Annotated in this window: 16 protein-coding genes; 12 read left to right on the top strand and 4 right to left on the bottom strand. The window is 59.6% G+C overall.

Annotated features, from left to right (window positions below):
* The first annotated feature begins 1 nt into the window (after position 1).
* The 5 genes from AC1DQM_RS28885 to AC1DQM_RS28865 all read left to right on the top strand — a co-directional run bounded on the left by AC1DQM_RS28885 (position 2) and on the right by AC1DQM_RS28865 (position 4295).
* Entirely contained in the window at positions 2 to 1090 is a 1089-nt protein-coding gene (locus AC1DQM_RS28885; protein WP_477747199.1) for a LacI family DNA-binding transcriptional regulator, read from the top strand.
* A gap of 56 nt (positions 1091 to 1146) precedes the next feature.
* Entirely contained in the window at positions 1147 to 1446 is a 300-nt protein-coding gene (locus AC1DQM_RS28880) for a hypothetical protein (protein WP_064618510.1), read from the top strand.
* Positions 1447 to 1510: 64 nt separating this feature from the next.
* A complete protein-coding gene (locus AC1DQM_RS28875; RefSeq protein WP_477747198.1) occupies positions 1511 to 1837 on the top strand; it encodes a hypothetical protein in 327 nt (108 codons plus the stop codon).
* A 172-nt stretch (positions 1838 to 2009) separates the two neighbouring features.
* Positions 2010 to 2390, top strand: coding sequence for a RidA family protein (locus AC1DQM_RS28870; protein ID WP_477747197.1), 381 nt, complete (start codon positions 2010 to 2012; stop codon positions 2388 to 2390).
* Positions 2391 to 2618: 228 nt separating this feature from the next.
* Complete coding sequence (locus AC1DQM_RS28865) at positions 2619 to 4295, top strand: MFS transporter (RefSeq protein WP_477747196.1); 1677 nt, start codon at positions 2619 to 2621, stop codon at positions 4293 to 4295.
* Between the two features lie 100 nt (positions 4296 to 4395).
* Here the strand turns inward: AC1DQM_RS28865 and AC1DQM_RS28860 are convergent, their stop codons facing one another.
* The gene (locus AC1DQM_RS28860) at positions 4396 to 4620 is read right to left on the bottom strand and encodes a hypothetical protein (RefSeq protein ID WP_477747195.1); all 225 of its coding nucleotides are present in this window, start codon (positions 4618 to 4620) and stop codon (positions 4396 to 4398) included.
* A gap of 124 nt (positions 4621 to 4744) precedes the next feature.
* Here AC1DQM_RS28860 and AC1DQM_RS28855 point away from each other — a divergent pair, with 124 nt between their 5' ends.
* From AC1DQM_RS28855 to AC1DQM_RS28825, 7 genes are all read left to right on the top strand, one after another.
* The gene (locus tag AC1DQM_RS28855) at positions 4745 to 5107 is read left to right on the top strand and encodes a DUF6124 family protein (RefSeq protein ID WP_477747194.1); all 363 of its coding nucleotides are present in this window, start codon (positions 4745 to 4747) and stop codon (positions 5105 to 5107) included.
* 484 nt (positions 5108 to 5591) lie between these two features.
* Positions 5592 to 6965, top strand: a complete 1374-nt coding sequence (locus AC1DQM_RS28850; RefSeq protein ID WP_477747193.1) for a glutamine synthetase family protein — start codon at positions 5592 to 5594, stop codon at positions 6963 to 6965.
* Between the two features lie 7 nt (positions 6966 to 6972).
* Complete coding sequence (locus tag AC1DQM_RS28845; protein ID WP_477747192.1) at positions 6973 to 8364, top strand: aldehyde dehydrogenase family protein; 1392 nt, start codon at positions 6973 to 6975, stop codon at positions 8362 to 8364.
* Positions 8365 to 8367: 3 nt separating this feature from the next.
* Complete coding sequence (locus tag AC1DQM_RS28840) at positions 8368 to 9528, top strand: iron-containing alcohol dehydrogenase (protein ID WP_477747191.1); 1161 nt, start codon at positions 8368 to 8370, stop codon at positions 9526 to 9528.
* A 109-nt stretch (positions 9529 to 9637) separates the two neighbouring features.
* On the top strand, positions 9638 to 9865 hold the full coding sequence (locus AC1DQM_RS28835; RefSeq protein WP_111455097.1) for a hypothetical protein: 228 nt from the start codon (positions 9638 to 9640) through the stop codon (positions 9863 to 9865).
* Positions 9866 to 10077: 212 nt separating this feature from the next.
* Positions 10078 to 11793 carry an amidase gene (locus AC1DQM_RS28830; protein WP_477747190.1) on the top strand — a complete coding sequence of 572 codons (1716 nt, stop codon included), beginning with the start codon at positions 10078 to 10080 and terminating at the stop codon, positions 11791 to 11793.
* A gap of 270 nt (positions 11794 to 12063) precedes the next feature.
* Entirely contained in the window at positions 12064 to 12336 is a 273-nt protein-coding gene (locus AC1DQM_RS28825; RefSeq protein ID WP_086944886.1) for a DUF2790 domain-containing protein, read from the top strand.
* A gap of 52 nt (positions 12337 to 12388) precedes the next feature.
* On the opposite strand, the gene AC1DQM_RS28820 is transcribed toward AC1DQM_RS28825, so the two are convergent.
* The 3 genes from AC1DQM_RS28820 to AC1DQM_RS28810 all read right to left on the bottom strand — a co-directional run bounded on the left by AC1DQM_RS28820 (position 12389) and on the right by AC1DQM_RS28810 (position 15873).
* Positions 12389 to 13333 carry a LysR family transcriptional regulator gene (locus tag AC1DQM_RS28820; protein WP_138867832.1) on the bottom strand — a complete coding sequence of 315 codons (945 nt, stop codon included), beginning with the start codon at positions 13331 to 13333 and terminating at the stop codon, positions 12389 to 12391.
* A gap of 67 nt (positions 13334 to 13400) precedes the next feature.
* Entirely contained in the window at positions 13401 to 14351 is a 951-nt protein-coding gene (locus AC1DQM_RS28815; protein WP_477747189.1) for an aldo/keto reductase, read from the bottom strand.
* A 31-nt stretch (positions 14352 to 14382) separates the two neighbouring features.
* Positions 14383 to 15873, bottom strand: coding sequence for an efflux transporter outer membrane subunit (locus AC1DQM_RS28810; RefSeq protein WP_477747188.1), 1491 nt, complete (start codon positions 15871 to 15873; stop codon positions 14383 to 14385).
* Positions 15874 to 15886: the final 13 nt, after the last annotated feature.

Genomic DNA, 15886 nt, shown 5'->3' with positions numbered 1-15886 from the left:
CATGTCAGAGCATTCTTCGTCAGAACATTCCTCGTCAAAAGCCGACAACCCGCTCGGCCGTCGTTCAACCATGGAAGACGTGGCCCTGGCCGCCGGGGTGAGCCTGTCCACCGTGGACCGGGTGATGAATCTGCGGGCCAACGTGCGCGCCGATACCGCGCAACGCATTGCCGAGGCCGCCGCCCGACTGGGCTTCTACGGGCGTAATGTGATCGAACAACGAGTGCTGCAGCAGCGCCCGACCGTGCGCTTGGGGTTTCTGCTGCAAAAGCGTGGAGTGGCGTTTTATCAAGGGCTGGCCAAGGCCTTGGCTGAGGCGGCGACGGCCAGCGTGCGGGCCCAGGTTCGGGTGATGATCCACTACATCGACGACCTGGCCCCGGCCGCCACCGCAGAACGCATTCTCAAGTTGCAGGGCGAAGTCGATGCCCTGGGCGTGGTGGCCGCCGACCATCCGGCTGTGCGCGAGGCCATGGCGCAATTGCGAGCGGCCGGTATTCCTGTGGTCGCACTGGTATCCGAGCTGAGCGCCTCGGCCGGCGCCGGTTATGTCGGCGTCGACAACCGTGCCATGGGCCGCACCGCCGGCTGGTTCATCAAGCACCTGGCAGCGCAACCGGGGCCAGCGGCCGTGATGGTCGGCACCCAGCGCTTTCAGTGCCAGGAACTGTGTGAAATGAGTTTTCGCTCCTTCCTGTCGGAACAACCCCAGGACTGGGAATTGCTGGCTACGCGCCTGACTCTGGAGGACGAGGAATTCGCCTATGCCGGCACGCTCGACCTGCTCACCAGCCAACCCGACCTTGTCGGCCTGTATGTGGCAGGTGGCGGTATCGAGGGGGTCATCAACGCCTTGCGCGAACTGAAAGCCCAGCACATCGCGCTACCCGTCGTGGTGTGCCACGACCTGACCCCCATCACCCGGGCAGCCCTGCGTGACGGCATCGTTCAAGCCGTGCTGTCACACCCTGTCGAGGCGCTGGCGCAAATGGCGGTCAGGGCCATGGTGGATGCCGCGATAGATCCAGCGTCGGACAGCGCAGCGAAGTGCATGCTTTCGTTGCAGATTGATGTGGCTGAAAGTGTTTAGTGGTCGGCAGCAGGCCTAGAACATTCCGAGGTGCTTTGTCAGGAGAAAAACAAAAAATGAGCATGACAAAAAACAGCATTATTTCGGCAATAAAAATTATTGTCATATTCACCACCCTGATAAGCGGATCGTATGCAGTTGTCATCCCGGCATTTGCACCCACCTATAAGACCTACTACATTCTAGTCATCGGAATCGCCACCTCAGCATTGCTTGGAGGTTTTATCGGCTATAAAGCCCTGGCAGATGAAATACGCCTCATCAAAATCGGCTTTGGTCTTTGCTATGCCACAGTCACAGCTATTTTTGTATTAGCACTTTCACTATTTATAATTTTAAACACTCGTGGAGCATGACTTGGAGCCATGCGCTACTTATCAGTCGACCGTGTTTATTGAAGCAATAAGATGAGCGTGCATCATGAGCGATCCAGATGAAGTCGTTCGTACATTTGCCTTACAGAGAATTGCGAACCTCTTCAACATTTCCGTGGACCTTCTTAATGAAGAAGACGTATTTGGGGAAGACTTGAAAGCCACCCGTTCTTCCGGTCTATTCACTAGAAATGAATATGATGCAATTGAAGGCGACATTCTTGATGTATGCGACAGAGAGACGTACAAGACCATAAGCTCTGGCAACCTGACCATTTACACCGTCGGCGATTATTGTGACCACATGGTTCGTTGTTATAAACGCAAGCCAAAAGACGTTATTGCGACATTGAAAATAACCTCGCTCAGCTGACTACGTTGGGCGGCTGCCATGCCGCGGGGAGCACCCGCCTGCTTGCCTTCCGAGTTTTCGAGCTGATTCACGAACGGTCCGACGACGAGGCTGTAAACTGGCCGCGCAAAAAAAAGGCGCTGCATCATTGAATACCCCGGCGCCCCTTCACCCCCACAAACAAGAGATCCCCATGGCAAACCACGACATCACGTTCCTCCCCGATCCCGACGCGGAATCCATCTCCTCCGACGTCGCCGGTTTCGGCGGCCTGCTGGTCTCCACTCAAATTCCTACCCGCGCCGACGGCAGCCTGGAGCTGGGCGACATCACCCTGCAAAGCGAGTGCACTCTGCAGGCGCTCAAGGTAGCGCTGGAGAGCGCCGGCAGTTCCATGGACCGGGTGCTGCATCTGACCATCTACCTCACCGACATGGCCGACCGCGCCGCGTTCAACGAGGTCTACCAGCGCTTCTTCGCCAAGCCCTGGCCGGTTCGCGCCGCCGTTGGCGTGGCCGCGCTGGCGGTCGAAGGCATGCGTGTGGAAGTCACTGCGATGGCGGCCAAGGGCTAAATCCGCGAACGTGCCCGGTGGGAGTGGCCATCGCCGGGCACGTTGGCGAGTGGATATCTGCGCGAAGGTGATTATGCTTTAAGAAACCATGCAGCAATGCGAGGCCGTCTGCCTGTTCCTCTGCTTCGCGCAATTGGTAATCCGACGACATCAGCCCTAGGGCCTGGGTGCGGTAATAAAGTTGGTGAGGTACTCCGGCCTTCAACAAGAGCAAGACGGAGAAGACTCATGGCCACGATTGACACTACAGCCACGGGCAGCATGCCCAACCGAGGGATCACCAAGGAGGAACGCAAGGTCATTTTCGCCTCGTCCCTGGGCACGGTTTTCGAGTGGTACGACTTCTATCTTTACGGCTCCCTCGCGGCGATCATCGCCAAGCACTTCTTCGCGGGCGTCAATGAAACAACCTCCTTCATCTTTGCGCTGCTCGCGTTCGCCGCGGGTTTCGCCGTGCGGCCCTTCGGCGCCATCGTGTTCGGCCGACTGGGCGACATGATCGGGCGCAAGCACACATTCCTCATCACCATAGTGATCATGGGTGTCTCCACCGCTGTCGTGGGTTTTCTGCCCGGCTACGAGACCATCGGCGTGGCGGCGCCGGTCATCCTGATCAGCCTGCGCCTGATGCAAGGCCTGGCCCTGGGGGGTGAGTACGGCGGCGCGGCGACTTACGTGGCCGAGCATGCGCCCAAAGGCAAGCGCGGCTACTTCACTTCGTGGATCCAGACCACCGCGACCCTCGGCCTGTTTCTGTCGTTGCTGGTGATCCTCGCCTGCCGCACCCTCCTCGGCACCGAAGCCTTCGAGGCCTGGGGCTGGCGGATTCCCTTCCTGGTGTCGATCCTGCTGCTGATCGTCTCGGTCTACATTCGCTTGCAACTCGCCGAGTCGCCGGTGTTCAAGAAGATGAAAGAAGAAGGCAAGTCTTCCAAGGCACCGCTGACCGAATCCTTCGCCCGCTGGGACAACCTCAAGATAGTGATCATGGCCTTGCTCGGCGGCACGGCTGGCCAGGCCGTCGTCTGGTACACCGGGCAGTTCTATGCGCTGTTCTTCCTGCTGCAGACGCTGAAGATTGACCCGCAAACCGCCAACTTTTTGATTGCCGGCTCGCTGCTGATCGGCACGCCGTTCTTCATCCTGTTCGGCAGCCTGTCCGACCGCATCGGCCGCAAGGGCATCATCATGGCCGGGTGCATCCTCGCAGCCGTGACCTACTTCCCGATCTTCCATGCGTTGACCGAGTTCGGTAACCCCGACGTGTTTGCCGCGCAGGCGAAGAATCCGGTCACGGTGGTCGCCGATCCCGGCCAGTGCTCGTTCCAGTTCGACCCGGTGGGCAAGGCCAAATTCACCAGTTCCTGTGACCTCGCCAAGACTGTGCTGGCGAAGAAGGCCATCCCCTACAAAAACGAGAAAGCCGCGCCTGGCGCCGTCGCGCAGGTGCGCATCGGTGACAAGGTCATCCCGAGTTTCGAAGGCACCGGCATGCAGGCCGCTGACTTCAAGACCCACAATGATGCCTTCGTCGCCACCCTCGGCACCGCCCTCAAGGACGCCGGCTACCCCGAGAAGGCCGACCCGGCCAAGACCAACTACCCGATGGTGTTGCTGCTCCTGACCATCCTGGTGATCTACGTGACCATGGTCTACGGCCCGATCGCTGCCTGGCTGGTGGAGCTCTTCCCGGCGCGCATCCGCTACACCTCGATGTCGCTGCCCTACCACATCGGCAATGGCTGGTTCGGCGGCTTCCTGCCCACGGTAGCGTTCGCCATGGTCGCGGCCACGGGTGATATCTACTACGGGCTGTGGTACCCGATCGTGATCGCGGTGATGACGGCCATCCTTGGTACTTTCTTCCTGCCGGAAACCAAGGATCGGGAGATTCATCACACATAAGCGTTCAGTATCGAGCAGCGATAGATTTGCACCCCACGCAATAAAAACGCCCCGTCAGTCCTTTCCTGACGGGGCGAATCACCACATACACCCACGGTGTTTAAGCTGCGTGTTTAAAGACACCCGGTGTTACTTCATCAAGGCTACAGCGCCTTGCGTCGTTGCCTACGACTGCGCCAGAATCCGCCGGCTTGTGCGCTTTGGGCTCGGGTTTTATCGTTTCCCGGTCACTAACAGTGATCGGGTTTGGTAGCCCGGTATTTCCAGGCGCATAGCGCCACCTTTTGCAGAGGTTGTTTTTCATCTCTGTTTTTATGGTGGCCATGCGTAGGGCTCCTTCGGGCGCGCCGGGTTCCTGGACCGGTCTACCAACCTGTGCATGGCCGCCACCCTTCGTTTGGTAGCAAAGGGTGATGGCTCCTCAAATAGTTTTTCCAGGAGTTTCATCCATGTTCAAACCTACGCCCAATCCGCCGATCACAGACCCAACATCCCCCTACGAATCCCTCGATTCAAAAAAACTCCACGAAGCCGCCGAGCGCGCCCTCGACCACTACCTCAACCCGGCCGTCCAGATCATGGTCACCGCCAACGAACCCGAGCCCATGTACTTCGCCAACCCGAAGTACAACACCGAATCCCTGTTGGCCAACGCCAGCGAAACACTCGGCTCGGCCACCCTCATGCTCAACAATTTCGCAGCGTTGCTGGAGACCTCACATCGCAAGACCCTGCTGGGCATTGCACAAGTGGTCATGCTCGGTGAATTGGCGGTGAACCAGGCGCTGGATCACGTGGAACCGAAGGAATAACTAACGCAACCGGTGGCGAGGGGATTTGCTCCTCGCCACACCAGATTGGGGAAACGAACGTCCCAAGCGGTGGAGCAAACCACCGCCAAACAGGCCAATGCCGCGATCTGTAGCAGCTGGCGAAGCCTGCGTTCGGCTGCGCAGCAGTCGTGAATCCGGCTGACGCGGCCTGCCTGACGTACCGAAATGTCTGGTTTGACGACTGCTTCGCAGCCGAACGCAGCCTCGCAAGCTCGACAGCTGCTACAGCCAAACGCAGCCTTCGGCAGCTGCTACAAAGAACGCGTCGCGACCAAAATTGCCTAAGTGAACAGCATTGAATCATCAAGCCCCACTCACCGAAACGTGCGCCTAGCAACAGTAGGCTAAGCTTTCAGCAGCTTATTGCTCACGATGCTCGCGTCTGCAGGTTTGGGTTTTTTCTGGAGAGCGTCTGCAACAGCTATTTCAGACAGGTCCAGATCATTCACGCAGGACTGACGCGATGACCGAGCCCCTTCTCAGTTTCGAAGCACTTAAACGCGCCGCTGCCGCCGGCGAGATCGATACCGTGCTGGTGTGCATGGTCGATATGCAGGGGCGACTGGTCGGCAAGCGCTTCCAGGTCGAATTTTTCATCGACAGCGGCCACGAAGAAACCCACTGCTGCAATTACCTGCTGGCCGACGACATCGACATGGAGCCGGTGCCGGGATACGCCGCTGCCAGTTGGAGCAAAGGCTATGGCGACTTTGTGCTCAAACCCGACATGTCTACGTTGCGGCGCGTGCCGTGGCTGGAATGCACGGCGCTGGTGCTCTGCGATGTGCTCGATCATCACCATAGAAAAGACCTGCCCCACAGCCCGCGAGCGATCCTGAAAAAACAGGTCGAGCGCCTGCGCGAGCGCGGCTATACCGGCATGTTCGCCTCTGAGCTGGAGTTCTATCTGTTCGACGAGAGCTATGAGGCGATCCACGAGCGCAATTACCACCAGCCGAAGACCGCCGGCCATTACATCGAGGACTACAACATCCTGCAGACCACCCGCGAGGAACCGGTGTTGCGGGCGATTCGCAAGCACCTGCAGGCATCCGGCATTCCCGTGGAAAACTCCAAGGGCGAATGGGGGCCGGGGCAGGAAGAAATCAACATCCGATATGCCGATGCCATGACCATGGCCGACCACCACGTCATCATCAAGCACGCCTGCAAAGAGATCGCGCAACTGCAAGGCAAGGCGATCACCTTCATGGCCAAGTGGCGCTATGACGCCGCCGGTTCCAGCAGCCACATCCACAATTCGCTGTGGGACAAGAACGGCAAAAAGTCACTGTTCTTCGACTCCAAGGCCGAGTTCGGCATGTCGAAGTTGATGCGCTCGTGGGTGGCCGGGCAGCTCAAATACGCTAACGACATCACCTGTTTTCTGGCGCCCTACATCAATTCGTACAAGCGCTTTCAGGCCGGCACCTTCGCGCCGACGCGGGCGGTCTGGAGCAGGGACAATCGCACCGCCGGCTTTCGTTTGTGCGCCGAGGGCAGCAAATCCATCCGCATCGAATGCCGCATCGGCGGGGCCGACCTCAACCCCTATCTGGCCTTCGCCGCGTTGATCGCCGCAGGCCTGGCCGGGATCGACGAAAAGCTCGAACTCGCGGCGCCGTTCGAGGGCGATGCCTATGTCGATGAGCATTTGCCTGAAGTGTCGAAAACCCTGCGCGAGGCCTGCGCCGCGCTCAGGGCGTCGAGCATGTTGCGCGAGGCGTTCGGTGATGAAGTGATCGACCACTACGTGCACACCGCCGACTGGGAACAGAAAGAGTACGACCGACGGATAACCGACTGGGAACTGCAGCGCGGCTTCGAGCGCTATTGAGCACGCCATGACTGAGACCGTTCAACTTATCTCCCCGGTCGATGGCCGGGTCTATGCCGAACGCCGCCGTGCCGATGCGGTACAGATCGAGCAAGCCCTGACGGCGGCCGAAACCGCCCAGGCGCAATGGAAACGCCGACCACTGAGCGAACGCGCCGCGTTTTGCAGCGCTGCCGTGGACGCGATGCTGGCGATGAAGGACGAGATCGTGCCGGAGCTGGCCTGGCAAATGGGCCGCCCGATACGCTTCGGCGCTGGCGAACTGCGCGGCTTCGAAGAACGTGCCCGGCATATGATCGCCATTGCGCCTGAAGCGTTGGCAGCGGTAGAGCCCACGCCTGTCGCGGGTTTTCGGCGCTATATCAAACGCGAGCCGCTGGGTACGGTGCTGGTCGTCGCGCCGTGGAATTATCCGTATCTGACGGCGGTGAATACGATCATCCCGGCGCTGATGGCGGGCAACAGCGTGATCCTCAAACACGCCACGCAAACGCTGCTGGTCGGGGAGCGTTTCGCCGAAGCCTTTCGCCGTGCCCAGCTGCCCGAAGGGCTGTTCCATAACCTGCTGCTCAGTCATGTCTATGCCGCGGCGATCATTACCTCTGGACGGGTGCAGCAGGTGAACTTCACCGGTTCTGTCAGCGGCGGCGAGGCCATGGAACACGCGGCCGTCGGAGGTTTCCTCGGCGTGGGGCTGGAGCTTGGCGGCAAAGACCCGGCCTACGTCCGGGCAGACGCCAACCTTGAGCATGCGGTGGAAAACCTGGTGGACGGCAGCTTCTTCAACTCCGGGCAGAGCTGCTGCGCCGTCGAACGTATTTATGTCGATGAAAAAATCTACCCGGCCTTTGTCGAGCGCTTCGCTGCCCTGACCCGCCAATACGTGCTGGGCAACCCGCTGGACGAAGCCACCACCCTCGGGCCAATGGTCACACCGGGCGCCGCTGAGTTCGTTCGCAAGCAGATCGCCGATGCCCAGGCACAAGGGGCCAGGGCGCTGATCGATCCAAAGGACTTCGCTGCCGGCCCGCCGGGCAGCGCCTACCTCGCGCCGCAGGTGTTGGTGGACGTCACCCATCAAATGGCGGTGATGCGCGAGGAAAGCTTCGGCCCGGTGGTGGGCATCATGCCGGTGGCCAGCGACGACGAAGCCATCGCCTTGATGAACGACAGCGAGTTCGGGCTCAGCGCCTCGATCTGGACGCAAGACCTGGCCGCCGCCGAACGCATCGGCAACGAGATCGCTACCGGCACCGTGTTCATGAACCGCTGCGATTACCTGGACCCGGCTCTGGCCTGGACCGGGGTGAAGAACAGTGGGCGCGGCGTAACGCTGTCGCGCCTGGGCTATGAACACCTGACCCGAGCCAAATCCTTCCACTTGCGCCACGAGATCTGAGCCATGAGCCTGACCGCGAACTGGAACTACCCCACGAGCATTCGCTTCGGCGTCGGCCGTATCGCCGAACTGGCGGAAGTCTGCCGCAGCCAAGGTATCCAGCGACCGTTGCTGGTCACCGACAGCGGCCTGGCGCGTGCGCCGATCACCGCCGCGGCGCTGGAATCCTTGCGCGCCGCCGGCCTCGGTGTCGCGTTGTTCTGCGACCTCAAGCCCAATCCGGTTGAAGCCAACCTGGCCGGTGGGCTCGACGCCTGGCGTGCCGGCAACCATGACGGCGTGGTGGCGTTCGGCGGTGGCAGCGGCCTGGACATGGGCAAGCTCATCGCGTTCATGAGCGGCCAGACCCGACCGGTGTGGGATTTCGAAGACATCGGCGACTACTGGACACGCGCCGACGAAAGCCGCATCGCCCCGATCATCGCGGTGCCGACCACGGCGGGCACCGGTTCCGAGGTCGGCCGTGCGGCGGTGATCATTGACGAGCGCACGCACACCAAACGCATCATTTTCCATCCGAAGATGATGCCGCGGGTGGTCATCAGCGACCCCGCCCTTACCGTCGGCATGCCGGCCAAGGTCACCGCCGGCACCGGCATGGACGCGTTTTCCCATTGCCTGGAATCGTACTGCGCTCCCGGCTTTCATCCCATGGCCGAAGGCATTGCGGTGGAAGGCATGCGCCTGGTGGCCAATGCCCTGGTGCGGGCAGTGCACACGCCTTCCGACCTCGACGCGCGCGCACAAATGCTCGCGGCGGCGGCGATGGGCGCCACTGCGTTCCAGAAAGGCCTGGGGGGAATGCACGCCCTCTCGCATCCGGTGGGCGCCCTGTACGACACCCATCACGGCATGACCAATGCCACGTTCATGCCCTATGTGCTGAAGTTCAATCGCCCGGCCATTGAGGAGCGCATCACCCGTCTGGCGGCGTATCTGCGCCTGCCCTCCCCGGGCTTCGACAGTTTTATGGCCTTCGTCCTCAAACTGCGCAAGGACATCGGCGTGCCGCATACGCTGGTGGAGCTGGGGGTGGATGATCAGCAGGCCGACCTGATCGCGGATATGGCGATTGTCGACCCCTGCGCTGGCGGTAATCCGCTGCCATTGACACGAAATGGCGCGGCCGAAATTTTCGAAGCGGCTTACCACGGCCGTCTTTAGAGCTCCGCCGTCAGTCAAACCGCGAAACCTGTGGGCTGGCATGTCGAAAAAATCTCGAACTCAGACCCTATCGCTGAATCCAATGTGTAGGCCAACGGAGGTAAGCGAAATGAACAACGATAACAGTGTTAACGACGTCGAATCAGAACCAACCTCGAACACCCCGCCCATCGCTACATCTGATAGACCCGCCGATGTGGTCAAAAGAGAGCTTGAGGACAGCGACAGTGACCTCGACGGTGAAGATCAGGCCACGACTAAAACCCAGGAGCAGGAAGCTGAAGAGCTCCGTCGAAAAATAGCTGAGATAGAACGCAAGGTGGCGGATGGCAACTAGGCAAATACCCTTCACGCAGCCTCATCGGTTTCAGAGCGCAGAGGTGTTCGGCGAATGACAGAGGGCCATGAGTTCTCCGATACTGTCGCGTAATGCAGTGCAACGAGAACCGATATGAACCCCCATTTTGAGAGAAATGATGTCTCTGAGCCCAAAATCCAGCGCGATGGAAAGATTCACAGCGCCCCCCATCAACAGCCGGTGGTAACAGCATGATCGAGGTCACCGAGGTTTCCATTGCCGAGCTGCGTGCCGCGCTCGAATCCGGCCGGACCACGGCGGTTGAGCTTGTGCAGACCTATCTCGCCCGGATCGACGCCTACGATGGCGCCGACACGCCCACCGCCCTCAACGCGGTGGTGGTTCGCAACCCCGATGCGCTCAAGGAAGCACAGGCGTCCGATGCCCGTCGGGCCAGGGGCGAGACTCTGGGGCCGCTCGATGGCATCCCCTACACGGCCAAGGACAGTTATCTGGTGAAGGGGCTGACCGCCGCTTCTGGAAGTCCCGCCTTCGCCAACCTGATCGCTTATCGCGATGCGTTCACCATCGAACGGCTTCGCGCCGCCGGGGCGATCTGCCTGGGCAAGACCAACATGCCGCCGATGGCCAACGGCGGGATGCAGCGCGGGGTGTATGGCCGTGCCGAGAGTCCGTACAACGCCGACTACCTCACCGCCCCTTTCGCTTCGGGCTCTTCGAACGGCGCCGGTACCGCAACCGCCGCCAGTTTCTCGGCATTTGGCTTGGCGGAAGAAACCTGGTCGAGCGGACGTGGCCCTGCTTCGAACAACGGTTTGTGTGCTTATACGCCTTCGCGTGGGGTGATCTCGGTGCGCGGCAACTGGCCGTTGACGCCGACGATGGACGTGGTCGTGCCGTTCGCCCGAACGATGGCGGACCTGCTCGAGGTGCTCGATGTGGTGGTGGCCGATGATCCCGACACACGCGGTGATCTATGGCGGATGCAACCTTGGGTGCCAATTCCGAGTGTCGCTTCGGTGCGCCCCGCTTCCTACGGATCGCTGGCCGCGAAAAGCGATGCGCTGAAAGGAAAGCGCTTCGGCGTGCCTCGCATGTACATCAACGCCGATCCCGACGCGGGCACCAGCAATGCGCCTGGCATCGGTGGGCCGACGGGCCAGCGCATCAACACCCGCCCCTCCGTGATCGGGCTCTGGGAGCAGGCGCGCAAGGCACTCGAAGCGGCCGGCGCTGAAGTGCTCGAGGTCGATTTCCCGCTGGTTTCCAATTGCGAGGGCGATCGTCCTGGGGCACCGACGGTGTTTAACCGGGGCCTGGTGTCCAAAGAGTTCCTGCACCATGAGTTGTGGGATCTGACGGCCTGGGCGTTCGATGATTTTCTGCGAGCCAACGGCGATCCAAAACTCAATCGCCTGGTCGACGTAAACGGGCCGCTGATTTTCCCCCACGACCCGGGGACGCTGCCCAACCGCGAGGGCGATCTTGCCGCGGGCATGGACGAGTACGTGCGGATGGCCGAACGCGGTATTACGCCGTGGGATCAGATCGACACGCTGCCGGATGGATTGCGCGGGCTGGAACAGACCCGTCGAATCGATCTGGAGGAATGGATGGATCGGCTGGGGCTCGACGCGGTGATCTTTCCGACGGTAGCCGACGTTGGGCCGGCGAATGCCGATGTCGATCCGAAGTCTGCGGACATCGCGTGGAGTAACGGGGTATGGGTTGCCAACGGCAATCTCGCCATCCGCCACCTGGGCGTTCCAACAGTCACGGTGCCGATGGGCGTCATGCCGGACATCGGCATGCCTGTCGGGCTGACATTTGCCGGTCGCGCCTATGACGATTCAACGCTGCTTCGCCTGGCTTCGGCGTTCGAGTCGACGGGGACGAAACGCTTGATCCCACCGCGCACCCCGCCCTTGTCGGGTAGCCAAAAATAGAAAGATCGCAGGTTCCTGCAGAGGTTGAGTACCCTCGTACCCATGCCCTGTAGGAGCCTGCGATCTTTCGGCCATTCATGCGAAAACCGGCAACAGTGTTTGTCCAGTCGGCCGCTATTTGAAAGACGTTCAGACACCTAACATCGTCTCTACCCAGTGAGCCAATAGCGTCAGTATCCATTAGCTCACGAGGTAGCCACTCGAAAAACCGAGATGAGTTTTACGATCATCTCGGCCCCAGAGTAAACCTTGGACGATACGGTGAAGATAATGAAAACTTTAAAAATTGCGGTTCTTCTGGCACTTGCCGGTATAGGCGCACACGCCTTTGCAGACGATGGCCATTCAATTAACGCGACCAGCAAAACACCTGTTGAGATCTACACGTACGAAACGAAGCTCGACATTAAGAAAGTCATTTACCTCTCAGAGATTCCGGACGAGTGCAAACCGGTCCCGGTGCAAATGACCTATGAAGACTCTCACAATCAACGGCATATCATGCAATATCAAGTGATGGGCACTGGATGTTCAAACGGTTGAGTACCGTGCGGACGATGGAGGGTCGACACTCCTTGCCTGCGGTGCAACCCGCTCAATAACTGATATTTTTTCCCGAACCTACGATTTTTTCATCGGATGCCAACATGCCCGGGATGTGATGTTTAAGAAACTCCACCCAAGTCTTTGTCTTCGCATCCACGAATTTTCGTGATGGGTAGATTGCAAATAGATTCAACTCTTCAAGCCGATACTCCGGCAACACGCGCACTAACGTGCCGGCCCTGAGGCCATTGACCGCAGAAGCAATCGGCTGAATACCGATGCCCATCCCGTTTGTTATCGCGACAGTCATTCCATCAGCCGTATTGATATGAAAAGGAGACAATGGGACGTTAATTGACTCCACGCCTTCAGGCCCCTCAAATGCCCAGTGTTCAACCGGCATTACCGTATTAACAATCCTCAAACAATCATGTGTACCAAGAGAACCCGGAGAGTCCGGGATTCCGCGTTTCTTCAGATAAGCAGGCGAAGCGCAGAGAATGCTGTAAGTGATGCCAAGCCGCTGAGCGACAAACCCTGAATCGGGCAGATCCCGCGCTAAAACAATCGACATGTCATACCCTTCCTCAAGCAAGTCAGGTAGCCGATTGGTCAGCGTCAAATCAAACATGACCGAGGGATGAGTCTCTCTGTATTTGGCAATGGCATCGATCACGTAATGATTACCGATGGCTGACATGGCGTGAATTTTCAGCCTGCCCACGGGTTGGGTGTGAGCGGTCCCTGCTTCCTCCTCGGCTTCACGTACCTCGTCAAGAATCCTCTCGCATCGTTGCAAATAGCGTGCACCCGCTTCGGTCAGCGCCAGGCGTCGGGTGGTGCGGTTAATCAGACGGGTTTGAAGCCGGGCCTCCAGACTGGAAACGGCTTTGGAGACGTTGGTTGTCGTGGTGTCCAATAGCTCGGCTGCCGCGGTAAAACTGCCGCTCTGGGCAACAGCCATGAAAAACCGCATGGTTTGGAAAACGTCCATCGTTTTCACCTCAAGGGCGTGGATGACAGAGGGCGGCCTTACAGAAGACCGCCCTCCTCGTCGTGTGTCACTTCTTCCGTGGAATAAATCCAGGCACACCGGTTTCCACGACCGAGTTGAATCGTACCCTGGTCGTAATATCTTCCTTGATCTCAAGCATCGCCCTATGCGGCAGGGTGGAGATATCCAGGTTTTCCTTGATATGACTTGGTGTAGCGGACGTGGTCAAAAAAGCAACGCCCCGTTGTACAGACCAGGCCAATGCCACTTGAGCCGGAGTCTTCTGCAAGCGCTTGGCGATCCCTGTAATCACCGAATCTTCCAACACTTTCGGCTCCATGCCATGGCCCAGTGGCGCGAACGCCAGGAGGACGATTCCATGCTGTTTGCAGAACTCAAGCAGTTCCCATTCCGGCAGATAAGGGTGGGACTCAACCTGCACCACGGCAGGTTTGATCCGGGCCACTGCCACAATCTCTTTTAACGTTTCCAACGTGATATCAGACAAGCCGATGGACTTGCAGCGGCCTTCATCCACCAGGCGTTCGAGTGCTCTCCAGGTCTCGATCAGTGTCACGCCGGAGTCGTAGATGACGCGACCCCGTTCGTCTCTCGGGTCCTGATTCTCACCGGGTTGAAAGGCAAACGGCGTATGGATCAGGTAGCAGTCGATAGAGTCCACTTGAAGGCGGCGGCAGCTGGCCTCGAAGGCAGGTTTGACTCGCTCGGGACGATGGTTGGTGTTCCACAGTTTAGTGGTAATGAACACGTCCTCCCGGCGGATCTTGCCCGCCTCCAGCATCTCTTTTATCGCAGCGCCGACACCCTCCTCATTGCGATAGCGCTCTGCACAGTCGAAATGGCGAAAGCCCGCTTCCAAGGCGTCCTTGACCGCTTGTGTGGTGACGCTGAGATCACTGAACAGCGTGCCAAACCCAACGGCCGGCATTTCACCTGAGCCGTGGTTCAGCGCAAACCGGGTATCGCGAAGTGCATCGTGAAAAGCTTCGTAAGACATCTCTTGACTCCAATGTTCGGGGCCGTAGCCGTTATTGATACGAAGGGTTATGTGCTTCGCGACTGGCAATCCGTTGCTCAAACGCGCCGACGGAATTACCGCCGAGGGCTACATACAGTTGCACCGTGTCGAGATACTGCGCGGTCTTCACCCGAATTTGCCCCAGCAACGCTTGCTCGTAGGCACGTTCCGCTTCCAGCACCTGGAGAATGCTGTTCTCGCCTTGCGCATAGGCTTGCTGGTTCAACCGAAAACTGGTTTCTGCAGCGCGTAACGCGTCTTCCTGCGCCAGGTTTTGCTCGCTGTCATGGTTGATCGCCTGCAACGAGTCCGCGACCTGACCGAACGACTGAATGACCGTCTGCTGATAACCGGCGAGCGTCGCCTTGTAACCGTCGACGGCAGCCTGACGTTCAGCCTTGAGCGTTCCGCCGTCAAAGATCGGCCCCGCCAACCCTGCAGCCAAACCCCAGAGCGCGGCACCGCCATTGCCGGAAGCGGCCTGTACCAGCGAGGCGGACAGCGTTACATGGGGATAGAGGTTCGCGGTCGCGACACCGACTGCCGCGCTGGCCATGTGCAGTTCCGCCTCTGCTTGCAGGACGTCCGGTCGGCCGTGGGCCATTTCCGAAGGCACACTCACCGGCACGTTGGCCGGCAATACGAACTCGGCAAAATCGAAGTCCGGCGCGATCCAGTCGCCAGGGCCTTTGCCGGTGAGAATCGACAGCGCATGGCGCGCGGCATCACGCTGCTGGGCGAGGGGCGGCAACAGTGTGCGGTCCTGGGCGAGCCGGGTCTCGGCCAGCGAAACGTCGATCTGCGTGGTGACGCCGCTGGCGTGTGCCCTGCGCACCAGGTCGAGGTTCTTGGCGTCATTGGCAAGCAGCTTTTCGACGGCTGCCATCTGCGCGTTGGCAGACGCCACCAACAATGCCTGGCTGGCGACATTCCCCGTCAGGGTCAGGTACGCCGCTTCGTATCGATGCTTCTGAAGATCGGCAAACGCTTGCTGCTGCTCGACCCGCCGCTTGTTACCGCCGAACGCATCAAGGTCGAAACCGACCCGCGGCCCAATCGCGTAGAAATTGGAGATCGAAGGCTCTTTCGCGTTGTGTACCCGCTGACGACCCGCCTGGGCGCCAAAGTCGACCTGCGGATAAAGCGCCCCCTCCGCCGCCGCGACGGACGACGCCGCTTGCCGGATCGTTGCATCCGCAGCCACGAGCTCAAGATTGCCCTCGATGGCGCGACGCACAACCTGGTCGAGCTTGTGCGAATGGAAGGCCGTCCACCAGTCACCGCTGACCTTCTGGCCAAGGTTGATGTGTTGCCCGCCAGGCTGGTTGCCGCCCTGGCCGAGACGCTGCTCGGCCTGTTGGTCGTAGTGCTGCGACAGGCTCGGCGGCTGCATTTGATAGTCGGGGCCGACGGTGCAAGCCGTCAGGAACGCAAGAACCGACACCGCACCGAACGTGGTTTTTAACGTCTGTCTGTTGATGAAGCGTGCATTGGATTTCATTGGGCAAACTCCA

It is taken from the genome of Pseudomonas sp. 01L34 (assembly GCF_056400265.1).
Note: the sequence above shows the minus strand (reverse complement) of the source record. Positions and strands in the feature narration are given on the sequence as shown.